Origin of the sequence: Actinoplanes derwentensis (genome assembly GCF_900104725.1) — a bacterium.
GTDB classification, from domain to species: Bacteria; Actinomycetota; Actinomycetes; order Mycobacteriales; family Micromonosporaceae; genus Actinoplanes; species Actinoplanes derwentensis.
The window spans coordinates 7,451,826-7,474,885 of the sequence record NZ_LT629758.1 but is presented as its reverse complement, the minus strand read 5'-3'; the positions used below and the strand labels follow the sequence as shown (position 1 = coordinate 7,474,885).

At 67.3% G+C, this 23,060-nt stretch carries 21 protein-coding genes and 1 tRNA gene; 16 read left to right on the top strand and 6 right to left on the bottom strand.

Annotated elements, in window-relative coordinates; translation table 11 throughout:
- Window positions 1–328 precede the first annotated feature (328 nt).
- The 3 genes from BLU81_RS33040 to BLU81_RS33030 all read left to right on the top strand — a co-directional run bounded on the left by BLU81_RS33040 (window position 329) and on the right by BLU81_RS33030 (window position 4,488).
- Complete coding sequence (locus tag BLU81_RS33040; protein WP_092550173.1) at window positions 329–1,678, top strand: hypothetical protein; 1,350 nt, start codon at window positions 329–331, stop codon at window positions 1,676–1,678.
- A gap of 116 nt (window positions 1,679–1,794) precedes the next feature.
- Complete coding sequence (locus BLU81_RS33035) at window positions 1,795–3,318, top strand: acyl-CoA carboxylase subunit beta (RefSeq protein ID WP_092550170.1); 1,524 nt, start codon at window positions 1,795–1,797, stop codon at window positions 3,316–3,318.
- Window positions 3,319–3,330: 12 nt separating this feature from the next.
- A complete protein-coding gene (locus BLU81_RS33030; RefSeq protein ID WP_092550167.1) occupies window positions 3,331–4,488 on the top strand; it encodes an acyl-CoA dehydrogenase family protein in 1,158 nt (385 codons plus the stop codon).
- Window positions 4,489–4,579: 91 nt separating this feature from the next.
- On the opposite strand, the gene BLU81_RS33025 is transcribed toward BLU81_RS33030, so the two are convergent.
- On the bottom strand, window positions 4,580–5,065 hold the full coding sequence (locus BLU81_RS33025) for a MarR family winged helix-turn-helix transcriptional regulator (protein ID WP_172890663.1): 486 nt from the start codon (window positions 5,063–5,065) through the stop codon (window positions 4,580–4,582).
- Window positions 5,066–5,167: 102 nt separating this feature from the next.
- On the opposite strand from BLU81_RS33025, the gene BLU81_RS33020 reads away from it, so the two are divergent.
- Both BLU81_RS33020 and BLU81_RS33015 read left to right on the top strand, forming a co-directional pair.
- On the top strand, window positions 5,168–5,740 hold the full coding sequence (locus BLU81_RS33020) for a YceI family protein (RefSeq protein WP_092550164.1): 573 nt from the start codon (window positions 5,168–5,170) through the stop codon (window positions 5,738–5,740).
- A gap of 169 nt (window positions 5,741–5,909) precedes the next feature.
- The gene (locus tag BLU81_RS33015) at window positions 5,910–7,382 is read left to right on the top strand and encodes a glutamate--cysteine ligase family protein (protein ID WP_092550161.1); all 1,473 of its coding nucleotides are present in this window, start codon (window positions 5,910–5,912) and stop codon (window positions 7,380–7,382) included.
- A gap of 9 nt (window positions 7,383–7,391) precedes the next feature.
- Here the strand turns inward: BLU81_RS33015 and BLU81_RS33010 are convergent, their stop codons facing one another.
- A complete protein-coding gene (locus BLU81_RS33010; protein WP_092550158.1) occupies window positions 7,392–8,657 on the bottom strand; it encodes a Hansenula MRAKII killer toxin-resistant protein 1 in 1,266 nt (421 codons plus the stop codon).
- Between the two features lie 137 nt (window positions 8,658–8,794).
- Between BLU81_RS33010 and BLU81_RS33005 the strand changes: the two genes are divergently transcribed.
- On the top strand, window positions 8,795–9,466 hold the full coding sequence (locus BLU81_RS33005; protein WP_157751873.1) for a Stk1 family PASTA domain-containing Ser/Thr kinase: 672 nt from the start codon (window positions 8,795–8,797) through the stop codon (window positions 9,464–9,466).
- 7 nt (window positions 9,467–9,473) lie between these two features.
- Here BLU81_RS33005 and BLU81_RS33000 read toward each other — a convergent pair whose 3' ends face one another.
- Window positions 9,474–9,803: a hypothetical protein gene (locus BLU81_RS33000; RefSeq protein ID WP_092550152.1), complete on the bottom strand. Its 330-nt coding sequence runs from the start codon at window positions 9,801–9,803 to the stop codon at window positions 9,474–9,476.
- 362 nt (window positions 9,804–10,165) lie between these two features.
- Here BLU81_RS33000 and BLU81_RS32995 point away from each other — a divergent pair, with 362 nt between their 5' ends.
- The 3 genes from BLU81_RS32995 (at window position 10,166) to BLU81_RS32985 (ending at window position 11,839) form a co-directional block, all read left to right on the top strand.
- Complete coding sequence (locus BLU81_RS32995; protein WP_092550149.1) at window positions 10,166–11,044, top strand: helix-turn-helix domain-containing protein; 879 nt, start codon at window positions 10,166–10,168, stop codon at window positions 11,042–11,044.
- Entirely contained in the window at window positions 11,014–11,232 is a 219-nt protein-coding gene (locus BLU81_RS32990) for a DUF397 domain-containing protein (protein ID WP_373873314.1), read from the top strand. Before BLU81_RS32995 ends, BLU81_RS32990 begins: the two co-directional genes overlap by 31 nt.
- Window positions 11,233–11,395: 163 nt before the next feature.
- Window positions 11,396–11,839: a hypothetical protein gene (locus BLU81_RS32985; RefSeq protein ID WP_092550143.1), complete on the top strand. Its 444-nt coding sequence runs from the start codon at window positions 11,396–11,398 to the stop codon at window positions 11,837–11,839.
- Window positions 11,840–12,001: 162 nt separating this feature from the next.
- On the opposite strand, the gene BLU81_RS32980 is transcribed toward BLU81_RS32985, so the two are convergent.
- The 3 genes from BLU81_RS32980 to BLU81_RS32970 all read right to left on the bottom strand — a co-directional run bounded on the left by BLU81_RS32980 (window position 12,002) and on the right by BLU81_RS32970 (window position 14,010).
- The gene (locus tag BLU81_RS32980; protein ID WP_092550140.1) at window positions 12,002–12,616 is read right to left on the bottom strand and encodes a hypothetical protein; all 615 of its coding nucleotides are present in this window, start codon (window positions 12,614–12,616) and stop codon (window positions 12,002–12,004) included.
- A gap of 142 nt (window positions 12,617–12,758) precedes the next feature.
- Window positions 12,759–13,583, bottom strand: coding sequence for a WecB/TagA/CpsF family glycosyltransferase (locus BLU81_RS32975; protein WP_092550137.1), 825 nt, complete (start codon window positions 13,581–13,583; stop codon window positions 12,759–12,761).
- 344 nt (window positions 13,584–13,927) lie between these two features.
- A tRNA-Leu gene (locus tag BLU81_RS32970) sits at window positions 13,928–14,010 on the bottom strand.
- 231 nt (window positions 14,011–14,241) lie between these two features.
- Here BLU81_RS32970 and BLU81_RS32965 point away from each other — a divergent pair.
- The 7 genes from BLU81_RS32965 to pknB are packed head-to-tail and all read left to right on the top strand — an operon-like array spanning window position 14,242 to window position 23,051.
- Window positions 14,242–15,030, top strand: a complete 789-nt coding sequence (locus tag BLU81_RS32965; protein WP_092557979.1) for an FhaA domain-containing protein — start codon at window positions 14,242–14,244, stop codon at window positions 15,028–15,030.
- 5 nt (window positions 15,031–15,035) lie between these two features.
- Window positions 15,036–15,518, top strand: coding sequence for an FHA domain-containing protein FhaB/FipA (locus BLU81_RS32960; protein ID WP_092550134.1), 483 nt, complete (start codon window positions 15,036–15,038; stop codon window positions 15,516–15,518).
- A complete protein-coding gene (locus BLU81_RS32955) occupies window positions 15,515–16,882 on the top strand; it encodes a PP2C family protein-serine/threonine phosphatase (RefSeq protein WP_092550131.1) in 1,368 nt (455 codons plus the stop codon). Before BLU81_RS32960 ends, BLU81_RS32955 begins: the two co-directional genes overlap by 4 nt.
- Before the next feature lie 29 nt (window positions 16,883–16,911).
- Window positions 16,912–18,420, top strand: coding sequence for an FtsW/RodA/SpoVE family cell cycle protein (locus BLU81_RS32950; RefSeq protein WP_092550128.1), 1,509 nt, complete (start codon window positions 16,912–16,914; stop codon window positions 18,418–18,420).
- Complete coding sequence (locus BLU81_RS32945) at window positions 18,417–19,913, top strand: peptidoglycan D,D-transpeptidase FtsI family protein (protein ID WP_092550125.1); 1,497 nt, start codon at window positions 18,417–18,419, stop codon at window positions 19,911–19,913. The genes BLU81_RS32950 and BLU81_RS32945 overlap by 4 nt, the downstream gene beginning before the upstream one ends.
- A gap of 1 nt (window position 19,914) precedes the next feature.
- The gene (locus BLU81_RS32940; protein ID WP_092550122.1) at window positions 19,915–21,267 is read left to right on the top strand and encodes a serine/threonine-protein kinase; all 1,353 of its coding nucleotides are present in this window, start codon (window positions 19,915–19,917) and stop codon (window positions 21,265–21,267) included.
- Window positions 21,264–23,051, top strand: a complete 1,788-nt coding sequence (gene pknB / locus BLU81_RS32935; RefSeq protein ID WP_092550119.1) for a Stk1 family PASTA domain-containing Ser/Thr kinase — start codon at window positions 21,264–21,266, stop codon at window positions 23,049–23,051. Before BLU81_RS32940 ends, pknB begins: the two co-directional genes overlap by 4 nt.
- Window positions 23,052–23,060: the final 9 nt, after the last annotated feature.

The window sequence follows — 23,060 nt, the reverse complement described above, 5'->3', positions numbered from 1 at the left end:
GTGCTCCTGAAAGCGGCTGACCAGCCGTCGGAGACCGCACCGAAGATCCACCGGAGTCCCTCCGAACCGGAGGCCCCGGCCCCGATCGTTTCACCGGACTGACCCCGCCCGGCGCTGTCGTCAAGCGCCCGAACCGCGCGATTCCTCAACCGCTTGCGAACGAGCGGCGAATCGCGTGATGCCTTGAGCGTGACGCCTTGAGAAGGCGCTGTCACCAGCGAATTCAGGCTGGAGGAATAGCTCCGGGGAGCCATTGCGCCCGAATTCGGGGTCGGAAGAAAAACTTCATAAACAGAATTGACCATTTGTGAAAGGCATCCCTTCTCTGATGAAGAAGACTTGGGTTCGTAAGACTCTGAGTGTCGGTATCCTCGCGGCCGGAGCCCTGCTGCTCGCCCCGTCCGCTGCCGCGCTGGCCGATACCGGCCAGACCAGTTTCGGCAACTTCGGCATTCTGGACGGCAGCCCGGTGTCCATGCCGGTCGACGTCCCGGCCACCGTGTGCGACACCGCGCTCGGTCTGCTCGGTTCCGCGACCGGGACCGGCGTCTGCGGTAACGAGATCGGCGATCGGCCGCTCGAGAGCCGGACCGTCAAGAAGCAGGTTGAGAGCCGGACCGTCAAGCACGGCAAGAAGCAGGTCGAGAGCCGGGCCTTCAAGCACGACAAGAAGCGCGTCGAGAGCGGCGGCGGGTTCTTCCCGGGCTTCGGCGGCCTCGGTGGTCTTCTCGGCCACAGCAGCTGCGGCAACTCGTACATCAGCTCCTACAGCACCTGCTCGAACAGCGTCGGCTACGTCCACCGCAAGCGGGCCCACTGGGCCAAGCGGGTCGTCCCGGTCTACACCCCGGGTTACGTCATCGGCGGCAGCGACTGCGGTGACTGGAACGTCTACCGCGCCTCGACCCTCTACGGCGTGGTGGGCGACTACGACGACTACGGCAGCTGCGGCGGCGGTTACGACGACAGCTACGGCGTCGTCGTGGCCAGTGGCTACACCAGCGGCGGCTACATCAGTGGCGGCGGCTGCGGCACCTCGATCGGCTTCCTCGACGGCGGCGGCTGCGGCACCCAGGGTGGCTACGCCAACGGCGGCGGCTACGCCAACGGCGGCGGCTACGCCAACGGCGGCAACCCCGGCGGTGCTTACGGCAACCCGGCGCCGGCCAACAACGGCGGCGGCTACGGCAACCCGGCGCCGGCCAACAACGGCGGCGGCTACGGCAACCCGGCCCCGGCCAACAACGGCGGCGGCAACAACGGCGGCTACGCCAATGGTGGCAACCCCAGCACCGGCAACAACGGTGGCACCCCCGGCGGTGCTTACGGCAACCCCGGCGACAACGGCGGCGGCAAGGGCAACCCCGGCAAGGGCAACCCTGGCAAGGGCCCTGGTAAGGGCAACCCCGGCAAGTGTGACGACAAGGACCACAACAAGGACTGCGACAAGAAGAAGCCCGGCAAGACCATCGCCAAGGACGACAACCCGGTCCGCGGCAACCCGGACGGCTACGGCGACCAGGACGTGGACGACGCCGGTTACAAGAACGGTGGCAACCGCGGCAACGTCGCCGAGACCCCGGACGACGGTTACGCCACTCCGGCCGGCGACGCGAACGGCAACACCAAGGTCGGCGGCCGTAGTGCCGAGAAGATCCTGCTGAACGCTGTGCGCTGAAGTATTCGGTGAGACCGAGCGGGAGTTCCTCAGGGGGCTCCCGTTCGGCGTTGCCGGTGTATCACTCTGTGAGATACCCTAACGTTCGTTAAGTCTAACGAGCGTTAAGGAGTGCCATGGACGGCGAGACGCTGGCCGGAGTGCGCAAGCGTGTGCTGGCCGGCGGTGCGGAGCGTTATCACGCCGCCAACGCCGCCAAGGGCAAGCTCTTTGCTCGTGAGCGGATCGCGCTGCTGGTCGACGAGGGTTCCTTCGTCGAGGACGGCCTCTACGCCAACAGTCTCGCCGACGGGCTGCCCGCCGACGGCGTGATCACCGGATCCGCCCGGATCGACGGCCGCGACGTCTGCGTGATGGCCAACGACTCCACGGTCAAGGCCGGTTCCTGGGGCGCCCGGACGGTCGAGAAGATCATCCGGATCATCGAGCGCGCCTACCAGCTCGGCGTCCCGATGGTCTACCTGGTCGACTCGGCCGGCGCCCGGATCACCGACCAGGTCGACCTCTTCCCGGGCCGGCGCGGCGCGGGCAAGATCTTCCACACCCAGGTCAAGGCGTCCGGGGCGATTCCCCAGGTCTGCGCGCTGTTCGGGCCGTCGGCGGCGGGCGGGGCCTACATTCCGGCGTTCTGCGACGTGGTCGCCATGGTCGACGGCAACGCGAGTATGTATCTGGGCTCCGACCGGATGGTCGAGATGGTCACCGGGGAGAAGACCACCCTGGAGGCGATGGGTGGCGCCCAGGTGCACTGCAAGGAGTCCGGCGTCGGGCACTTCCTCTGCAAGTCCGAGCGCGAGGCCCTCGACGTGGTCCGGACCTACCTGTCCTACCTGCCGTCCAACTGGACGAAACGGCCTCCGGCGGCGGCTGCCGCCAACCCCTCGAAGATCGATCTCGGCGGTCTGGTCCCGGCCAGCGAGCGCCAGGCCTTCGACATGCGGCGGTACGTGAAAGGCCTGGTCGACGAGAACTCCTACTTCGAGATCTGGGCTCTGTGGGCCCGGGAGCTGACAGTCGGATTCGCCCGCATGAACGGCGAGGTGATCGGTATCGTCGGCAACAACTCGATGTTCAAGGGCGGCGTGCTCTTCGTCGACTCGGCCGACAAAGCGAGCCGTTTCGTGCAACTCTGTGACGCTTTCAACGTACCGCTGCTGTTCCTTACCGACGTGCCCGGTTTCATGGTCGGCACCGCGGTCGAGCGGCAGGGCATCATCCGGCACGGCGCCAAGATGATCACCGCGATCTCCGAGGCGACCGTGCCGAAGATCTGTGTGGTGGTGCGCAAGGCATACGGCGCCGGTTTGTATGCGATGGCCGGCCCCGGTTTCGAGCCGGACGCCACCATCGCCCTGCCCACCGCGAAGATCGCGGTGATGGGGGCGGAGGCGGCGGTGAACGCGGTCTACGCCAACAAGATCGCGGCGATCGAGGACCCGGAAGAACGGGCCGCCTTTGTCACCGAGCGCCGTGCCGAGTACGAGCGCGACATCGACATCATGCGCCTGGCCAGCGAACTCGTGGTGGACGCCGTGGTCGAACCGGCGGATCTACGGGCCGAACTGGTCCGGCGCTTCCTCGCCGCCCGGGACAAGGACCGTTCGTTCTCGCGGCGTAGGCATGGGGTAACTCCGGTTTAGAGAGAGGTAGTCATGGTCGACTTCCGGCTCGGAGACGAGCACGAGGAGTTGCGGGTCAGCGTGCGGCAGTTCGCTCAGGAGCAGGTCGCGCCGGTGATCGCCGAGCATTACGAGAAGAAGACGTTCCCGTACGAGATCGTCCGCCAGATGGGCAAGATGGGCCTTTTCGGACTCCCGTTCCCGGAAGAGTTCGGTGGGATGGGCGGCGACTATTTCGCGCTCTGCCTGGCCCTGGAGGAGCTGGCCCGGGTGGACAGTTCGGTCGCCGTCACGCTGGAGGCCGCGGTCTCGCTCGGCGCCATGCCGATCTTCCGGTACGGCACTGCTGAGCAGAAGGAACGCTGGCTGCCTCGGCTGACCACCGGTGAGGCACTTGCCGCTTTCGGTCTGACCGAGCCCGGCACCGGTTCGGACGCGGGCGGCACCACCACCCGCGCGGTCCTCGACGAGCGCACCGGCGAATGGGTGATCAACGGGACGAAGGCCTTCATCACCAACTCCGGCACCGACCTCACCTGCCTGGTCACGGTGATGGCGGCGACCGGCGTGCATGAGGACGGCAGCAAGGAGTTGTCGACGATCATCGTCCCGTCCGGCACTCCCGGCTTCACCGTGGCGCCCGGTTACTCCAAGGTCGGCTGGTGCGCTTCGGACACCCACGAACTGTTCTTCGACGACGTCCGGGTGCCCGCCGCGAATTTGCTCGGTGCGCGCGGCCGTGGGCTTGCGCAGTTCCTGCGGATCCTGGACGAGGGGCGGATCGCCATCGCGGCGCTCTCGGTCGGCCTGGCCCAGGGGTGTGTCGACGAGTCGGTGACATACGCCCGCAATCGCACCGCTTTCGGCAAGCCGATCAGCGGCCACCAGGCCGTCCAGTTCCTGATCGCCGACATGGATCTGCGGGCACACGTGGCCCGGCTCGGCTACTACGACGCGGCCTCGCGGATGCTGGCCGGCGATGATTTCAAGCGGTATGCGGCGATCGCCAAACTGAACGCCAGCAACGCCGCGATGGAGAACAGCAGGTGGGCGACTCAGGTCCACGGCGGCTACGGCTTCATGAACGAGTCCGCTGTCGGCCGCTTCTATCGGGACGCGAAGATCCTCGAAGTCGGCGAGGGCACTTCCGAGGTGCAGCGCATGCTCATCGCCCGGGGTCTCGGGCTTTGACCCAGATCAAAACCCTTGCGGCGGTACGATCGGAGCGGGCGCTCGTCCCTCGTACCCAAGCCGGGTCTTGATCTTTTGAAAGGTTCTGAGATCAGGCGGGCAGTGCGGTCTCCGCGCTGCCCGCAGCCGCGCAAGGGTTGACCGCGTCGCGGACGATGCGCAGCGAGTCCAGCAACTCCGTCAGCCGGTCGGCGGGGAGCAACCCGACATACCACCTCTGGACCAGCTCCAGATGCCCCGGCAGAACCTCGTCGAGGCGCTGCGTGCCGACATCGGTGATCACCGCGTAAGAACTGCGCCGATCACTCGGGCACGCCTCCCGCCGGACCAGGCCGGTGCGCTCCATCCGGTCGACGACGCGGGTGACGCCGCTGGTGGAGAGGGTGGTCTGGCCGGCCAGATCGGTCATCCGCAACCGATTGCCGGGCGAGCGGGCCAGGCGCATCAGCACCTCGAACTCCACCTGGGAGAGGTGGTGCTCCTCGAACTGGGCGGCAAAGCGGTTCATCAATCCGGTGTAGGTCTCGGCCAGCAGTCCGACTGCGGTGAGGCGTGGGTCGTCCAGGTCCGTGTTCACGTGGTCAACACTAGCAGGCACTTGACAAGAGGAATATTGCTGCGCATATAGTTGCTCCGTCAGACAAGCATCCCCACAGAGCTTCGAGAGAAGGCAAGCGTCATGACCGTCAGCACCCGTGAGTTCGAAGGTCTTCAGATCCCCGCCGCCGGCACCTACGAGCTGGACGCGGCGCACAAGCGGGTCGGGTTCAGCGTCAAGCACCTCATGGTCAGCAAGGTTCGTGGCCAGTTCGCTGAGGCCAGCGCCACTGTCGTCGTCGGTGAGAACCCGCTCGACTCCTCGGTGACCGCCTCCATCAAGACCGCGAGCGTCGAGACGGGCAACGTCGACCGCGACGGCCACCTCCGCACCGGCGACTTCTTCGAGGCCGAGAAGTACCCGACCATCGAGTACCGCAGCACCGGTGTGAAGTCGCACGCGGGTGCCGAGTTCGTGCTCAACGGTGAGCTGACGATCAAGGGCGTGACCAAGCCGGTCGAGCTGGTCGTCGAGTTCGAGGGTGCCACCACCAGCCCGTACGGGCAGCACCTCTTCGGCTTCAGCGCGCACACCGAGATCGACCGGGAGGACTGGGGCCTGACCTACAACATGGCCCTGGAGACCGGTGGCGTGATGATCGGCAAGAAGGTCAAGATCGAGATCGAGGGTGAAGCCATCCTCCAGCAGGGCTGACAAGTCCTCTGTGGCCTGCGAAAGGCGCCGTCCCGGCTTCCGGGGTGGCGCCTTTCGCATGATCTCTGGCGATCCCCGGTCCGGGATGGCAGGGTTGACCGAGCGCAAGCGTCCGTTCACAGAGCGGTGATCGACGTCCGTTTCGTCCCCGTCGTCCCCGGAGGGGCACATGGGCAAAGAGTTGGTGACCGCCGTCTTCACACCGCACGACCGGGTCCAGTTCCGGGAGAGGGTGCGCCGCTGCCTCGACGTGCTGTCCGAGATGTTGAGGTCCGAGCCGTTCGAAACCGCTGACCCGAGCGCCGGCTTGGAGATCGAGATCAACCTGGTCGACGCCGAGGGCGGACCGGTCATGCGCAACATCGAGATCCTCGCCGACCTCGGTGACCCCCGGTTCCAGCCCGAACTGGGCCGGTTCAACATCGAACTCAACGTGCCACCCCGCCGGCTCGCCGGAACCGGGCTCGGCGACTTCGAGGACGAGATCCTGGACTGCCTGCGTGCCGCCGCCGAATGCGCGCACAAGGACGAGAGCCGGCTCGCGATGATCGGGATGCTGCCCACCCTCACCCCCGAACACCTGGTGCTGGACAGCCTCACCGACAACGAACGGTTCCGGGCCCTGGACGCCGAGATCGTGGGCGCTCGCGGCGACGACTTCCGGATCGACATCCAGGGCACCGAGCGACTGGTGATCAGCAGCGACACCATCGCCCCCGAAGGCGCCTGCACGAGTGCGCAATTTCACCTCCAGGTCGCGCCGGACGACTTCGCGCGCTACTGGAACGCCTCCCAGGCCATCGCCGGGGTGCAGCTCGCCCTCGGTGCGAACGCCCCGTTCCTCTATGGGCGGCAGCTCTGGGCGGAGACCCGGATCCCGTTCTTCGAACAGGCCACCGACGCCCGGCCGGCCGAGTTCAGCGCCCAGGGCGTGCGCCCCCGGGTCTGGTTCGGGGATCGCTGGATCGACTCGATCCTCGACCTGTACGAGGAGAACCTCCGTTACTTCCCGCCGCTGCTGCCGGAACTCAGCGACGAAGACCCGGTTGCCGTTCGCGAAGCCGGAGGAATCCCCCGGTTGTCCGAGTTGAGACTGCACAACGGCACCGTCTACCGGTGGAATCGTCCCGTTTACGACGTCGCCGGTGGTCGGCCGCACCTGCGTGTCGAGAACCGGGTCCTGCCATCCGGCCCGACCGTCGCCGACACGCTCGCCAACGCGGCGTTCTACTTCGGACTGATCGGCCGGCTCGCCGACGAACCGCGGCTCTGGCACGATCTGGAGTTCGCCGACGCCGAAGCCAACTTCCGGGCCGGGGCCCGCGAAGGCATCGAAGCCCGGCTGACCTGGCCCGGCCGGGCTGCGACACCGGCCACCGAACTGGTCCGCGAAGTGCTGCTGCCGCTGGCCCACGCCGGGCTCGACCGGTTCGGGGTGCATCCGGCCCAGCGGGACCGGCTGCTCGGGATCATCGAGGACCGCTGCCGGACCCGGCGCAACGGGGCTACCTGGCAGACGGCCGCGGTCCGGGCCGCCGAGGGGCGGGGCCGGGACCGGGCCGCCGCACTGCGCGAGATGACCCAGCGGTACGTGGAACTTCAGCGCACCAACGAGCCGGTGCACACTTGGCCGGTCTTCTAGCCGGACCACCTACTTCTTCGGATCGTCCTGGTTGATTCGGGCCACCGTCGGTTTCGCCGGTGGCGGGGTGATCGTCGACCTAGGGGCGGGCTCGCCGTTGCCGTTCTTGCGCTTCACCGGAGCCTTTGGTGCGGCCGGCGCCGGCCTCGGACCGGACGACACCGGTTTGGGCGCGGTCGGCGGCGGGCTCACCGGTTTGGGTGCGACCGGCGGTGAGTTCATCGGTTTCGGCACGGACGGCACCGGGGCGGCTGCCGGCAGTTTTCCCTGAGGGGGGACCTGGGCGGTGGCCGGTGGTTTGCCCTGGACGGTGGCCTGCGGCTTTGCCGGGGCGGCTGCCGGTGGCTTTTCCGGAGCGCTTGCTCGGCTCGTCGCCTTCGGGGGCGCGGGCAGCGCTCTTGCCGGTTCGCGCACCGGACGGCTCTTCGCGAGGGCCACGGTCAGCGCGGAGCCGCCCAGGCCGGCGAGAACCGCGTACGGCGCGATCAGGTACGCCGATTGGAGCGGGCCCAGCGTCTCGGTCAACTGTGGAGCCAGCGCCAGGAACGAGAACGCCACCAGCAGCGGCCCGACCGATCCGGAGATCGCCGTACCCAGGCCCACGTCGTTGCGCAGTGCCGCCGGCCCGGCCGCGACCATGCCGATGACAAACGCGGCCGCCAGGGTCAGCACCGCACTGGGCCAGTAGATCCCGCCGTACTGCACCGGGTTCACCGACTCGGCGAACTGCCAGCTCGTCAGATAGGTGGCGAAGTCCCGGCCACTGGCCAGCTCGGCGACCACGCCGGCGATGGCCAGCGCCCACAACCAGAGCGCGGTCCCGATCAGGTTGGCCGCGACCGGCCCGGACGACACCGCCCAGAACGCGACCATCAGACCGGCGATCAGACCCGCCAGTGCGTAGCCCCCGGCCACGAGTTGCGGGGAGAGAGTGTCGGCACGCACCGCCGACCGGGCCGGCAACGCGACCAGGATCAGCGACACCAGCCCGCCCAGAGCCGAAGCCAGGGAGAGCACGAATCGCCACAGCACTCGCCAGCGACCGGGTCGTTCGGCGCGCATCCGCCCGGCGACGACCGCGCCGAGCACGGTCGCGCTCGCGGTGATCCAGGCGGCCCAGCCGAGGCTGCCCAGCCAGGTGCCGTCCGTCTCGGCCGCGGTCACCGGCCAGGCGATCACGCCGAGCCCGTAGCCCAGACCCAGCTGCGCTGCGCCAGTCCCGGCTGCGATTCCAGCGGCGGTGGTGGCCTGTGTAGTCAAGCCCTTATCGGCCATGCCGGGCACTGTACTTGCCGGTGACGATGTCTGGGAAATGGTCGTCTCCGATCGCTTTCCGCTGGTGGGAACACCAACCGACCGACAGGATCAGTTACGTTGACGCTGCCGACACCTGCCAGCGGAAGGAACCGGAGATGCCCGAGGAGCGCGATCCGGAGCGGCCGGACGCTGTGGACGAAAGCCCTGAACCGGGTGGTCACCCGGGGCCTGACGCCGCGGATCGGGACGTGTGGACCGGCCGGGCCGGGGTCCGGCCGTACGGCGCTGTCCGTCGCGATCCCTACGAGGAGGAGAGCGGCTGGGCCGATCCGGCCGCGGTCGAGCCGGCTGGTCGTTGGTGGGCGCCGATCGCTGTCGGCACGGTCGCGGTGGTGCTGCTGAGTCTGCTCGGGTTCGGTGTCGCGGTGATCGTGCAGAGTGCCGGTGAGGACACCGAACCACCCACGGCCACACCGACCGCTGTCCGCATCACGACAGGGCGAGCCGATCCCGGGAACACCACCCCGCCGGCTCAGCAGGTCGAGACACCGGCCACCCCGGCGACGACCGATCCGGCCGATGCTGAGGTGACCGTGCCCGCATTACGTGGGATGCCCCTCGCGGACGCGCAGGCGGCTCTGTCGCGTACCGGTCTGGGGTGGCGGGTGATCCGCCGGGAGAGCGATGCCGAACCGGACACGGTGATCGCCTGCGACCCGGAGGAGGGCCAGCAAGTGCCGTCGGACACTCGCATCACCCTCATCGTGGCCGCCGCGCAGGACGGCTCTTCGCCGTCGGTCGTGCCGTCTGCCAGCAGTCCCGGCTGATCAGTCGCTAGCGGTTGGTGGCGCGAACCGTCCGGGTCGGAACGACTCCCGGACGTGTGGCGGGCTGCCGGCCGTTGCGTGCCCGCGGATCGGGCGCCTTTCCGACCGGCCGCAGGCCGTTGACCTGTACGAAGATGGATCGGCGTTCGACCGCGTCACCGGCCGAGTTCAGTTCGTAGCCGTCCAGCCAGACCCATCCTTCATAGGTCGGCCAGTCGTGCACGCGAATGACCCGGAACAACATTGGTGACGCGAATTGGACGCTTGCCGCCTTCGTCACGTGGATTACATCACCGGACCGAGGTAGGACCACGTCATCTCCTGCCCTGAGACTCATGTGGGATTGTGGACTTTGGTGACAAGTGCATCAGTTTGCCGCCTGACTGCACTTTTTCAACCCCCCGACGGATATGACCATCGAAGGAGGTTGCGGAACGTCACTGCCGCCGAACAGCCCCACCCGTGTCGGGGCGGAAGTCCATGAAGGACCTCCGATGGCTCGGCGCCCCGTGATGGACGTCGTTTTGGCACTAATTAACCACTTCTGGCCAAGCCGCTCAAGAACATTAAGTGACGCTGGCCATACGGAAAGATTGCACCACCAGTGTCGTCGATGCAAGTTGCATGTCACGCTTCCGTGATCCTGCGTGATCATCCACTGTGCTTGAACGATCATGATCGCGCCGGGAGACTGGATCGGTGAATCGACGCCGCAGCCCCACCCTCCGTCGACGCCGCCTCGGTGTGGAACTGCGCAGACATCGTGAGGCGGCCGGCGTGACCATCGACGTGGTGGCGGAACGACTTGGTTGTTCGCCATCGAAGATATCCCGCATCGAAACCGGACATACCAGTGCCAGCCCTGTTGACGTAAGTGACATGTTGGCCATTTATGGTGTGAATCCTGACATAGCGGGCGAACTAGTAGAAATATCGCGAGACGCCCGTCAGAAAGGCTGGTGGCATCCGTTCTCCACCGTCCTGAACAGCACTTATGTCGGCTTCGAAGCTGAAGCTAGATCAATTCAGGCGTACGAACAGCAAGTGATTCCCGGTCTGTTGCAGAGTGAGGAATACGCCCTGGCTCTCATTGGATCCGCCCGATGGGATGACACCGATCAGAGAATCGCGCATCGGGTCCGCGTCCGCATGCAACGCCAGTCGTTGTTGATTCAGGACGATCCAATAGATCTTTGGGTGGTGCTCGATGAAGCGGTGGTGAGTCGCCCCGTCGGCGGTGACGCGATCATGCGTGACCAGCTTCGACATCTGGTCGAGGCCGCGCGGTTGCCGAATGTGACTCTCCAGATCCTGCCGTTCGAGGTCGGCGCACACGCCGCCATGGACGGCACGTTCACGATTCTCGACTTCCCGGACATAGATCCCGCCGTGGTCTTCACCGAGAACGCGGCTGGCGGTCTCTTCCTGGAGAAGGACGACGAACTCCGCAAGTACCGCGAGGTCTTCGACATCATCCGGGCTGCCGCCCTTGATCCGGAGGATTCCATCGAGATGATCGAGATGCTGGTAGAGGAGCCATTGTGGAAATCGAGGCGAAGGGCCTCCGGGTCGACCTGAACCGGGCCCAGTGGTTCAAGAGCACGCGCAGTGGCCCCAACTGCGACAACTGTGTCGAGGTGGCGTTTGTCGGGGAGGCGATCGCGGTACGGGACTCGAAGAACCCCGCCGGCGCGGCGCTGATCTTCACAGCCGCCGAATGGGACGCGTTCGTGGGTGGTGCCAAGGACGGCGAGTTCGACCTCTGAGAACGTAGGTACGGCCGGTCCGGCGACATGATCGCCCGGGCCGGTCGTTGCTATTTGCCCGTTTTTCCGTCGCTGGACCGGGATCGCCTCGTTGAAGAGTCCAAGCGCGGACCGGACTGCGCTGTGGGCCGGGACACATCACCGAACGAGGCAAGGCAGGCAGATGACGATTGGTTCCGACAATCTCAGCAACGGTTCGCCGACGGCGCAGGATCGGTTCAGCGGCGGTGTGAGTGCGTACCGGCAGGGCCGGCGCGACGCGCTGGACAGCACCGACGGCGAACTGGTCCGCTCCACGTCAGGCCTGCCGACCCGGTCGCCGGGACGGTCGCACAGCAGCCTCGAGCCGAGCAGCCCGCTGGACCGGGCCGCGAAGCTCCCCTCCCTGGACATGCAGGGCCTGAGTGATTCCTTCAGCTCCAGCAGCAGTTGGAGCGACAGCGGCTCGTCCGGCCAGTCGATGGCCGATCATCCGCTGTTGCGCGGGCTGCTGATGGAACTCCCGGCCCGTGGCACCTTGCCGCCGTCGGACTGGCTGGACCGCTGGTTCGAGGCGACCCGGTCCATTTTGGAGCTTCTTTACCAGCAGGAGGCCCGCCGGCACTAGGTCCCACCAGGCTTCGACGTTCGGTCAGGCTTCCGCCGGACTCCACGGTAGCCGCGCTTTACGGTCTGCCGGGTTTACAGCCAGTTTGTTTCACGATCTGCCTCGTCTTACGCGAGGTTTTACGGTCTGCCGCCTCGTCTCAAACGAGGTGGAAACCGGGTGTCAACGCACGCCTGCCGGGACTCGCTCCCGGTCGATCGTCGCCAGCACCAGCGGGGCCAGCCGGTTGTGGCGCAACGCCGCCCGGACACCGATCCCGGCGATCGCCAGTGCGATCCCGAGAACGGCGAAACCCGCCACCCCGGTCGACTCGCCGGCCGGCAGCGTCACCAGGCCGGCCGCGATCGGCAGGCCGACCAGCGCGGCCAGACCGGTGACCTGCAACGGCGCGGCCAACAGCGGATGGGCCGCAGCGGCCCGCAGGCCCGGCGGAATCGGGGTGAGCGGCGCGGTGGTGAAGGCCCCCGCGCCGCGCCGGACCCGTCCGAGGCGGCGCACGGTCGCGGCGACCACGAGAAGACCGGGGATCGCCGGCAGCAGGGCCGCAGTCGGGGCGGCCTGGACACCCGGCAGCATGGTCGCGACGAGGGGCACCGCGATGAACACCGCGAGACCCGCGATGATCAGTGCGGTCACCAGCCCGGCTCGGCGGCGGAGCTGGTGCGCGGTGCGGGCGGTGGGCAGAGCGTCGGAGAGCAGCCCGGCAGCGAGCCAGGCCGCGGCGAGCGTGCCGATCATGATGACGTCCACAGCGGTGTCCACATCGACAGCGTTCACCGTTAACGCAAGCTTCGAAACCGGGTTATGCCCGGAACGTCAACCCGTAGGGGTTACCGGCGGCTGAGAGTGATCACTCCATTGCAGAATGTGGACATCCTGGCTGACTAGAAGTGATCTGTGCCGCAGTGTCGGAAAAAGATCAGACCGCGAACTCACGCACCGGCTCGGTGGCCGGGGCCGGCGGGGTCGCCTTCCACAGACCGAGCTTCTGCGCGCCCAGCCGGCTCAGATAGGCCGGGTTCAGCAGGATGTAACGCTTCCACAGCCGCTTCGGCTCCAGGCCGAGACGCCACAGCCACTCGAGGGCGTACTTCTGCATCCACGCGGGCGGGTTCTTCAGCAGGCCGGCGTGGTAGTCGAAGGCGGCGCCGACGGCCAGCAGCGGCATGTCCAGCAGCGGGCGCATCGCGTAAGTGAAGATCTCCTGCCGCGGGCAGCCCAGGCCCACCAGCACGATCCGGGCCCCGGAGGCCTTGATGCGATCGGCGATGGCCTCCGGCTCACCCGGCTGTGACCTCCGGAACTTCGAAGCCTCCACCCCGGCGATCTTCAGAGCCGGGAACATCCCCTGAAGAGCCGGAACAAGCCGCTCCAGGACGGGATCGGTCGAACCGTACAGATAAATCGGCAGACCCTCGGCGGCGGCCTGCTCGACCACTTTCAGGGTCAGCGAGGGCCCGTACACCCGATCGGTCAGGCCGGCCCGGTGCAACACGTTCAGCGCCCAGCGAACCGGCTGGCCGTCCGGAGTGACCAGGTCGAAAGAGTTGAGGCGGGCGTTGTGAGCTGGATCCTCGACCCCGGTCATCACCCCGTGCACGGCCAGCGCGGTGACGGCGAATCCGCGCTGCTCACGAGCAGCCTCGATGATCTGCGCAGTGGCAGTCGCATAGTCCGTGGCGTCGACGAGCACGCCGAGAACGTTGTGTTTGCCCTGCCGAACACCAGCACCAGTCGCAGTCACGACCGCACCCCACCCTGAAAGCCGATTGAGGCGGCGAGCATAACGCTCCCCGAACCTTCACCCGAAAGTTGACGCCCCCGCGGCATTCTTTGAGTACGCAAGCTCACCCCTGTACCACCCGCAGGGGTGTTGATCGTGAAAACCGCGACATCCAGGCGATCCGCACCCACCGCAGTGAAGCGTAACCAAATCGCAGCCGCGCCCATCGGAGTGAACCGCGACGGAACCTCGAACCGGGCCCACCGTGATGCGGGGTTTCCGGGGGCTCGGCCTACGGAGTAGATATGACGAGGGCGACCGCCGGTCCGCGCTTTCCGCGGACAGAGGTCGCCCATTCACTCTCGTGGGGATGGGGGGAGTTGAACCCCCACGTCCTTTCGGACACACGGACCTGAACCGTGCGCGTCTGCCATTCCGCCACATCCCCATGTGACTTGCTTCCAAGATCATACATCTGATCTTTTCGGCTGAACCAGGCGGGTTGGGCCTGCTTCTTGTTACTGGCTGCGACAGACTACGCTGTCGCACGTCACTAAGCGAGTTTGTATCGCCCCGCGACGGAGGAAACACTAGCACGGCGTCATGGGGCGCCATACGAGGGTCAGAAGTGCCGGCAGCTCTTGCACTAAGGATGCGCAAGCGGTCGCCGGATACCATCATGTCCTCGGAACCCGAGGAGGAGCCGGTGAGCGTGCTGCAGCGCTTTGAGAAGCGATTGGAAGGCCTGGTCGAGGGGGCCTTCGCGAAGGTCTTCAAGGGTGTCGTTCACCCTGTGGAGATTCTGAATGCCATGCAGCGGGAGGCCGAGGCACACAAGGCCATTCTCGCCGGTGGCCGCACCCTCGTGCCGAACCGCTATGTGATTGATCTGTCGCCTTACGACCACAGTCGTCTGGCGCCGTACGCTGCCGCGCTGGCGCAGGAGCTGGCGCAGTCCCAGGCCGAGTTCATCGGTGAGCAGGCCTGGACCGTCTACGGCGATGTCATCGTCGAGATCGAGCGCGGCGACGGTCTGGACACCGGGATGTTCCGGGTCACGGCCGAGGTCTACACCGGTGGCGAGGTCGCCCCGGTGCAGCAGCCGGCTTATGACGCCGGCCCGCAGTATTCGCCCTACGACCAGCAGGGTGGCGGTTATCAGCAACAACAGCATCATGGCGGTCCGCGCAGCGTGGGCCTGGTCTCCGGCGATGGCCGGACCTACCCGCTGCAGATGGGCTCGACCGTGATCGGCCGCGGTGATCAGGCGAACCTGCGCCTGCCCGACGTCGGCATCTCCCGCCGGCACGCCCGGCTGGACTACGACGGCAACCAGGTCGTGCTGACCGATCTGGGATCGACGAACGGCACCATGGTCAACGGCCAGCGGGTGTCCGCCGTCGCTCTCAATCCGGGCGACATGATCCAGTTGGGGACGACCACACTCACCTTCCGAGTGGACGGCTAGCGGCCTTGCCCGAATTCGTCCTCACCGTCGCCCGGTTCGGGTTCCTCATCCTGCTGTGGATCTTCGTGTTCACAGTGGTCGGAGTGATCCGGCGGGACCTCTTCGCGAGCAACCGGCCCAAGAGCATCGTCGCCAGCCCTCGGGGGGTGGGTGGCGCGGTGCTCCAGGGCCGGCCCGCGAAGGTGAAGCGCGGTAAGGCGGCACGGCAACTTGTCGTGACTGCCGGTAACTTGGCCGGCACTCGAATCACTCTCGGTGAGGCTCCGATCTCGATCGGCCGCGCCGAGGATTCGACGCTTGTCATCACCGACGACTTCGCGTCCGCCCGGCATGCCCGGTTGGTTCCCCGCGAGGGCCAGTGGTTCGTCGAGGACCTCGGCTCGACCAACGGCACTTACCTTGATCGCGGTAAGGTCTCCGGACCCACTCCAGTCCCCCTTGGCGTTCCGATTCGGATCGGGCGCACTTCTCTCGAGTTACGGCCATGACCCTGACCCTGCGCTATGCCGCCCAGAGCGACCGCGGTCTGATCCGAGACCTGAACCAGGACTCCGTCTACGCCGGGCCGCGACTTCTCGCTGTCGCGGACGGCATGGGCGGCATGGCCGCTGGTGACGTCGCGTCCAACATCGTCATCGCCGCGATGGCGCCACTCGACGACGACGTCCCTGGTGACGCCATGGTCGATGCCTTGCGGCACGCCGTCGGGACCGCAAATCAGCAACTGCGGGACACCGTCGACGCCAACCCTCAACTCGAGGGGATGGGGACCACGCTGACCGCGGTCCTCTTCTCCGGCAGCAAGTTCGGCATGGTGCACATCGGGGACTCCCGGGCGTACCTGCTGCGCAAGGGCGAGTTCGCCCAGATCACCAAGGACGACACGTACGTCCAGATGCTGGTCGACGAGGGCCGGGTCACCCTGGAGGAGGCGAGCAGCCACCCACAGCGGTCGCTGCTCACCCGGGCGCTGGACGGCCGCGACATCGACCCGGAGTACTCGGTTCGCCAAGTGCTCCTGGGCGACCGGTACCTGATCTGTAGTGACGGCCTGTCCGGTGTGGTCAGCGGCGAGACGATCGGGCAGACGATGCGCGATCTGACCGACCCGCAGGCGTGTGTCGAGCGGCTGGTGCAACTCGCGTTGCGCGGCGGCGGTCCGGACAACATCACCGTGATCATCGCCGACGCTGTCGACGGCATCGTCGAGCAGGCCCCGATCGTGGGTGGCGCGGCCTCGTTGGACCGTGGCAACACCACCATCGCGGACAGTTCGACCTCGGCGGCCCGTGCCGCCGCGCTCAAGCCGCCACGCCCGGCCCAGCCGGAGCCGTCGAACGGTTACGAGCGTGAGGCCGAGCCGGCCGGTCACCCGGTGCGGAACACCCTGCTGGTGCTGCTCCTGCTCGGTGTGCTCGGCGGCGGCCTGTGGGCCGGCTGGCGGTACACCCAGGGTCAGTACTACGTCGGTGCGACCGAACAGGGGCAGCTCGCCATCTTCCAGGGCGTGCCCGGTCAAGTCGCCGGCCTGGACCTGTCGACGGTGAGCGAGACCAGCCAGGTCCGACTCGACGACCTGACCACGGTCGCGCAGGAGCGGGTCAAGCAGGGCATCCACGCCACGGATCAGGCGGCGGCTCGCACCACGCTGACCGACCTGACCAAGGACGAGCCGTCCAACCCGAACCTCAAGCCGATCTGCGCTCCCGCCGGCACCACGCCGCCGGCCAGCGCCTCGGCCAGTCCAACCGCGGCTCCGAACCGTAGTGCCAGCGTCTCGGCGCCGGCTGACGGCGCCTCGGAAAGTGCTCCGCCGACGGTCGACCCGGTCGGGTGCCGGACCGTCGACTGAGTATCGGCCTACACGTCTGGGGATAATTCTTGACCGCGCCCGCCATACCGGCTCCCGCGCCCGCCTCCACGGGCGAGATGTCGCGTATCCGGGGCTGGAAGACGCGCCGTAACGCTGAACTCGGGCTGCTGGTGTTCGCCATGGGCCTAGTCGCCGCTTTCGGGGCGACTGTCGAGGCGAACCAGTTCGACAAGATCAATGCGAACTTCTGGGTCCCGGCCGCGCTGATCGGCGTCCTGTTCCTCGGTCTGCATATCGTCGTCCGGTTCACGGCGCCCTACTCCGACCCGGTGCTGCTGCCGTCGGTGGCGCTGATCAACGGCATCGGAGTGGCGTTCCTGCGCCGCCTGGACATCGCCCGGGCGCTGTCCAGGGATCTGCCGGTGCCGGGGTTCTTCGCCGACACCAGCGGGCGACAGCTCGCCTGGACGCTGCTGTCGCTGGTGCTGGCCGCGGTGCTGCTGCTGGTTCTGCGGGACCACAAGGCCATCACGCGGTACGCGTACACGCTCGGCCTGATCGGCATCGTGCTGATGATGATCCCGGCCGTGCTGCCCGCGAAGTACTCCGAGGTGAACGGCGCCAAGCTGTGGATCAAGTTCGGCGGGGCGTTCTCCATCCAGCCGGGTGAGTTCGCCAAGATCGCACTGGTCTCGTTCTTCGCGTACTACCTGGTCCGCAAGCGCGAAGTGCTGTCCCTGGCCAGCCACCGGTTCCTCGGGATCGACTTCCCGCGCGGCCGGGACCTGGGCCCGGTTCTGACGGTGTGGCTGTTCAGCCTTCTGGTCCTGGTCTTCGAGAAGGACCTCGGCACCGCACTGCTCTACTTCGGGCTCTTCATCGTCACGCTCTACGTGGCGACCGAGCGGTCCAGTTGGCTGATCATCGGTCTGCTGCTGTTCTTCGGCGGCGTCTACGTGGCGTACCTGCTGGGCAGTGTGGTCGGCGGCCCGTTCGCGAACTTCTATGACCGCGCCGCGGTGTGGCTCGACCCGTTCTCCCAGGCGAACTACGAGCGGGAGGGTGGCAGCAGCTACCAGCTCGTTCAGGGCCTGTTCGGGCTCGGCACCGGCGGCATGTTCGGCACCGGACCGGGCGCGGGCTCGCCGGGCCGGGTGCCCGAGGTGCGCAACGACTTCATCTTCGCCGGTCTCGGTGAGGAGATCGGCCTCTTCGGCCTGGCCGCGCTGCTGGTGATCTACCTGCTGATCGTGGAGCGTGGCCTGCACGCCGCCCTGGCGGTCCGGGACTCGTTCGGCAAGCTCGTCGCCGGTGGTCTCGCCTTCACCCTCGGCCTGCAGATCTTCGTCATCCTCGGTGGCATCACCGGGCTGATCCCGCTGACCGGCCAGACCACCCCGTTCCTGTCCTCCGGTGGTTCGTCACTGATGGCGAACTGGCTGTTGATCGCCATGCTGTTGCGGATCTCCGACGCGGCCCGGCGACCGGGGAACGTGGTGGCCGACCGGCCCGGCGGGGCACCCAAGAAAGCACCCACCCAACTGCACGGCGCCATGACGGAGGTGATCAAGCCGTGAACGGTCCGCTCCGACGCTCTGGTGTGGTCATCATGGTCCTGTTCGGCGCGATTTTCGCGAAGCTGAACTGGGTCCAGGCGTACAAGGCCGACGAATACCGCACCGACGGGCGTAACCAGCGCGTCCAGATCGCCGAGTACGAGCGTCCCCGCGGGGTGATCGAGGCCGGTGGTGTCCCCCTGGCCGAGAACATCGACACCGGTGGCGAACTGAAGTACCAGCGGGTCTACCCGAAGAAAGAGGTCTACGCCCCGGTCCTCGGGTACAAGCCGCTCAGTGGTCTGGCGGTCGGCATCGAGTCGGCCGAGAACGACATCCTCTCCGGCGCCAGCGACAAGCTCTTCGCGGACCGGCTCAGCGAGATGTTCACCGGTGACACCGCCACCGGCGGCAACATCGTGTTGTCGCTGATCCCGCGTGCGCAGGAAGTCGCCTGGAAAGAGCTGAAGAACAACGAGCGCGGCGCCACCAAGGGAGCGGCGGTCGCCATCAACCCGGCCACCGGCGCGGTCCAGGCCATGGTCTCGTTCCCGAGTTACGACCCGAACCCGCTGGCCAGCCACGACACGAAGGCAGCCGGTGAGGCGTACAACGAGCTGAACTCGGACAAGAGCCAGCCTCTGCTGAACCGGGCCGTCGCGAACACCCTGCCGCCCGGCTCGCTCTTCAAGGTCATCGTCTCGGCGGCGGCACTGGAGAACGGCTACAGCCTCGACAGCAGCATCCCGGCCGGCAACACCTACCAGGAGGGCGGCGCGACGATCCGCAACTCCGAGGACGAGGTGTGCCCCGGTAGCCAGACCAACCTCAAGGACGCGCTGACCACGAGTTGCAACACCGCGTACTCCAAGCTCGGTGTGAAGCTGGGCCGCGACGTGGTGCTCGACAAGGCCAAGGACTTCGGCTTCGAGGACGAGACGCTCAAGGTCGGCGACCTGGACAGCGGCAAGGGCCTGACGGTGGCGGCCAGCCGGACCGGCACCATCTCCAACAAGGACGGCAGCGTCGACAAGGCCGCGCTGGCCCAGTCGTCGATCGGTCAGCGGGACGTCCGGATGACGCCGATGCAGGGTGCGATGATCGCCGCCACGGTGGCCAACGAGGGCAAGCAGATGCGGCCCTACCTGGTGCAGCAGCAGCTCGACTCGAACCGCGGGACGATCTACACGGCCGGTCCCAAGACGCTGCGCCAGCCGATCAACTCGACGGTGGCCGATGGGTTGCGCGAGATGATGGTCAGCGTCGTCGAGAACGGCACCGGCAAGAGCGCCAAGATCGACGGTTTCGAGGTCGGCGGCAAGACCGGTACCGCCCAGAACGTCGCGGACGGCGACCCGCACGGTTGGTTCATCGGTTTCGCCTACAAGGACGGCAAGGCCGTCTCCGCGGTGTGCGTCATGCTGGAGAACGTGCCCGGTGGTCGTGCCAGCGCCGAGGCTGCCCGCATCGCCGGGCTCATCATGAAGGCCACGGCCGCGCAGGGAGGGAACTGACATGATCCGCCCGGGGGTCACGCTCGGTGGGCGATACCGCTTGGAAGAGCGGATCGCCGGGGGCGGCATGGGCGATGTCTGGAAGGGCATCGACGATGTGCTGGGCCGGACCGTCGCGGTCAAGATCCTGTTGCCCGCCCTGCTCGACGAGCCGGGCTTCGCCGAGCGGTTCCGCGGTGAGGCCCGGACCATGGCCACCATCAACCACCCGGGCGTCGTGGACGTCTACGACTACGGCAGCGACCAGTCGATCGCCTTCCTGGTGATGGAGTACGTCGAGGGTGACGCTCTCTCCCGGACACTGAGCCGGGTGGGCCGGCTCACCCCGGCGCGGACCATGGCGCTGGTGGCCCAGGCCGCCGACGCGCTTCAGGCCGCGCACGGCAACGGCATCGTGCACCGGGACGTCAAACCCGGAAACTTGCTGGTACGGCCGAACGGCACCCTGGTCCTGACCGACTTCGGCATCGCCCGCTCGGCACTGGTGGGCCAGCTCACGGTGGCCGGCGCGGTGCTCGGCACGGCGTCGTACATCTCGCCCGAGCAGGCCGCCGGCGACGTGGCCACCGCGGCCTCCGATGTGTACGCCCTCGGTGTCGTCGCCTACCAGTGCCTCTCCGGCCACCGTCCGTTCGACGGTGCCACCCCGATCGAGATCGCCATGAAGCACGTGCGGGAGACCCCGCGCCCGCTTCCCGGCGACATCCCGCCCGCGGTTCGCGCCATCGTGGAACGCGCGATGGCCAAGGACCCGACGACCCGCTGGCCCAGCGCCTCGGCGATGGCTGCGGTGGCCCGGCAGGCGGCGTCCTCACTGACGACCGCGCAGCAGCCGGTCGCACCGCAGCAGCCGCCGGCACAGAACCCGCGTCCGATCAGCGCCCCGCCGAACCGCCCGCAGTCCGGCGGTCCGATGTCAGGTGCGGCCCGAGCCGCGGTTCCGCGGCCGGTGTCGGGTGCCCGGGGCGCGGCTTCGGTGCCGACCCCGCCACCGATGGCTCAACCCATCTCGCCGGCCCCGCCGCCGTACCGGCCGCAGTCGGCTCCACCTGCCAACCCCTACCACCCGGCCGCTGCCAAACCGGAGAGCACTTTCGGACGCCAGGTGCTGGTCGTCCTCGCTGTGGTGCTGGCACTGCTGGTGCTGCTCTGCGCGGGAGTCATCTCTTTCCTGTTACGAACCGGCAACGGCAATACCGTCTCAGGCAGCACGCTGGGTTATCACAGCAGCTCTGAGGCTATTCTCCGCTCGGGCGTGGTTGCTGACCGAATGTCGGTGGCGTCGTACCGTCTAAAGAAGGCCGATGCCCAGCTCGGTCGGTTCCGACCTAACGAAGGACGACAGACGTTATGACGGCTCAGGCCCGCCTGCTCGGTGGCAGGTATCAGGTCGGCGAGCTGCTCGGCTACGGCGGCATGGCAGAGGTGCACAAGGGTCGTGATCTGCGCCTGGGCCGGGACGTTGCGATCAAGATGCTGCGCACCGATCTGGCCCGTGACGCCACCTTCCAGGAGCGGTTCCGTCGCGAGGCGCAGAACTCCGCGGCGCTGAACCACCCCGCGATCGTCGCCGTCTACGACACCGGCGAGGAGATCTCGGCCGCCGGCGAGAAACATCCGTTCATCGTGATGGAGTTCGTCAACGGGCAGACCCTCAAGGAGCTTCTCGCCCAGGAGCAGCGTCTGCAGCCACGCCGGGCGCTGGAGATCATCGCTGATATCTGCGCGGCTCTGGAGTTCAGCCACCGGCACGGGATCATCCACCGGGACATCAAGCCCGGCAACGTGATGATCACGCAGAGCGGCCAGGTCAAGGTGATGGACTTCGGCATCGCCCGGGCCCTGGCCAGCGGTGCCACCACGATGACCCAGACCAGCGCGGTCATCGGCACCGCACAATATCTCTCCCCCGAGCAGGCCCGCGGCGAGTCGGTCGACGCCCGCTCCGATGTGTACGCGGCCGGTTGTGTCCTCTTCGAACTGGTCGTCGGGCATCCGCCGTTCGTCGGTGACAGCCCGGTCAGCGTCGCCTACCAGCACGTTCGGGAGGAGCCGAAACCGCCGAGCTCGATCGTCCGCGACCTGCCGCCGGAGATCGACGCGATGGCGTTGAAGGCGCTCTCGAAGAACCCGCTCAACCGTTACCAGAGCGCCCAGGAGATGCGCGCCGACGCGTTGCGTGCCGTCTCCGGGCGCCCGGTCATGGCCACCCCGGTGATGAGCCAGGCCGAGACGATGGCGCTGAACGGCGGCCCGCAACAGTGGCAGCCGCAGGGCGCCACCACCATGCAGCGCCCGGTCCAGGGCGGCTATCCCGGTGGCGTCCAGCAGAAGCCGGAGAGCCGGTCCTCGTGGGTGATGGCCGTGGTGGCTGGCCTGGCGGTGCTCGTCGTGGTGGTTCTGGGCGTGGCCCTGGCGATGAACCGCAAGGCCGACTCCGGGACCAACACCGCCAACGAGCCGGTCCCGGTGGCGATGCCCAAACTGGAAGGCCTGTCGAACAAGGACGCGGTGGCCGAGTTGACGCGGCTGAAGTTCACCAACTTCAACGCGACGGACCCGGAGACCGGCGAGGACTGCAACAACACGGTCAGCAAGCAGAACCCCGATCAGGGCGCGACCGTGCAGCTCACCGACCCGGTCACCTACACGATCTGCACCAAGCCGGAAGAGGTCCCGGTCCCCAGCGACCTGAGGGGCGGCAGTTTCAACGCCGTCAAGGCGACGCTGGAGGGCCTCGGTCTCAAGGTGGACCCTCGCGAGGTCGACAGTATCCAGCCCAAGAACCAGGTCATCGAAGTCGAGAGCGCGGGTGAGAAGGTGCCGCCCGGCACCACGATCACCGTCCGGTACTCGAACAACAACCTGGTCGAGGTGCCGGATCTCAAGGGCCGGTCCCAATCGGCGGCGGAGGCAGTGCTCAACGAGCGTGGTCTGATCGCCAACGTCGTGCTGGTGCAGGCCGACGGTGAGCCGGGCACGGTTCTGGATCAGAGCCCGGTGAAGGACAAGAAGGTCAAGAAGGGCAGCACGGTGACCATCCAGGTCATCGAGGAGCAACAGCCCAACCCGGACCCGAGCACCTCGGAGTCGACCGGAACCGGCGACGGCGAGGGCGGCGGGGAAGAGAACCCCTGACCACCGAAA

Excerpts from the sequence above, each read along its gene's own strand:
- BLU81_RS33040 (WP_092550173.1), top strand. The coding sequence starts at position 329 with ATGAAGAAGACTTGGGTTCGTAAGACTCTGAGTGTCGGTATCCTCGCG.
- BLU81_RS33035 (WP_092550170.1), top strand. The coding sequence starts at position 1,795 with ATGGACGGCGAGACGCTGGCCGGAGTGCGCAAGCGTGTGCTGGCCGGC.
- BLU81_RS33030 (WP_092550167.1), top strand. The coding sequence starts at position 3,331 with ATGGTCGACTTCCGGCTCGGAGACGAGCACGAGGAGTTGCGGGTCAGC.
- BLU81_RS33020 (WP_092550164.1), top strand. The coding sequence starts at position 5,168 with ATGACCGTCAGCACCCGTGAGTTCGAAGGTCTTCAGATCCCCGCCGCC.
- BLU81_RS33015 (WP_092550161.1), top strand. The coding sequence starts at position 5,910 with ATGGGCAAAGAGTTGGTGACCGCCGTCTTCACACCGCACGACCGGGTC.
- BLU81_RS33010 (WP_092550158.1), bottom strand. The coding sequence starts at position 8,657 with ATGGCCGATAAGGGCTTGACTACACAGGCCACCACCGCCGCTGGAATC.
- BLU81_RS33005 (WP_157751873.1), top strand. The coding sequence starts at position 8,795 with ATGCCCGAGGAGCGCGATCCGGAGCGGCCGGACGCTGTGGACGAAAGC.
- BLU81_RS33000 (WP_092550152.1), bottom strand. The coding sequence starts at position 9,803 with ATGAGTCTCAGGGCAGGAGATGACGTGGTCCTACCTCGGTCCGGTGAT.
- BLU81_RS32985 (WP_092550143.1), top strand. The coding sequence starts at position 11,396 with ATGACGATTGGTTCCGACAATCTCAGCAACGGTTCGCCGACGGCGCAG.
- BLU81_RS32965 (WP_092557979.1), top strand. The coding sequence starts at position 14,242 with ATGTCCTCGGAACCCGAGGAGGAGCCGGTGAGCGTGCTGCAGCGCTTT.
- BLU81_RS32955 (WP_092550131.1), top strand. The coding sequence starts at position 15,515 with ATGACCCTGACCCTGCGCTATGCCGCCCAGAGCGACCGCGGTCTGATC.
- BLU81_RS32940 (WP_092550122.1), top strand. The coding sequence starts at position 19,915 with ATGATCCGCCCGGGGGTCACGCTCGGTGGGCGATACCGCTTGGAAGAG.
- pknB (WP_092550119.1), top strand. The coding sequence starts at position 21,264 with ATGACGGCTCAGGCCCGCCTGCTCGGTGGCAGGTATCAGGTCGGCGAG.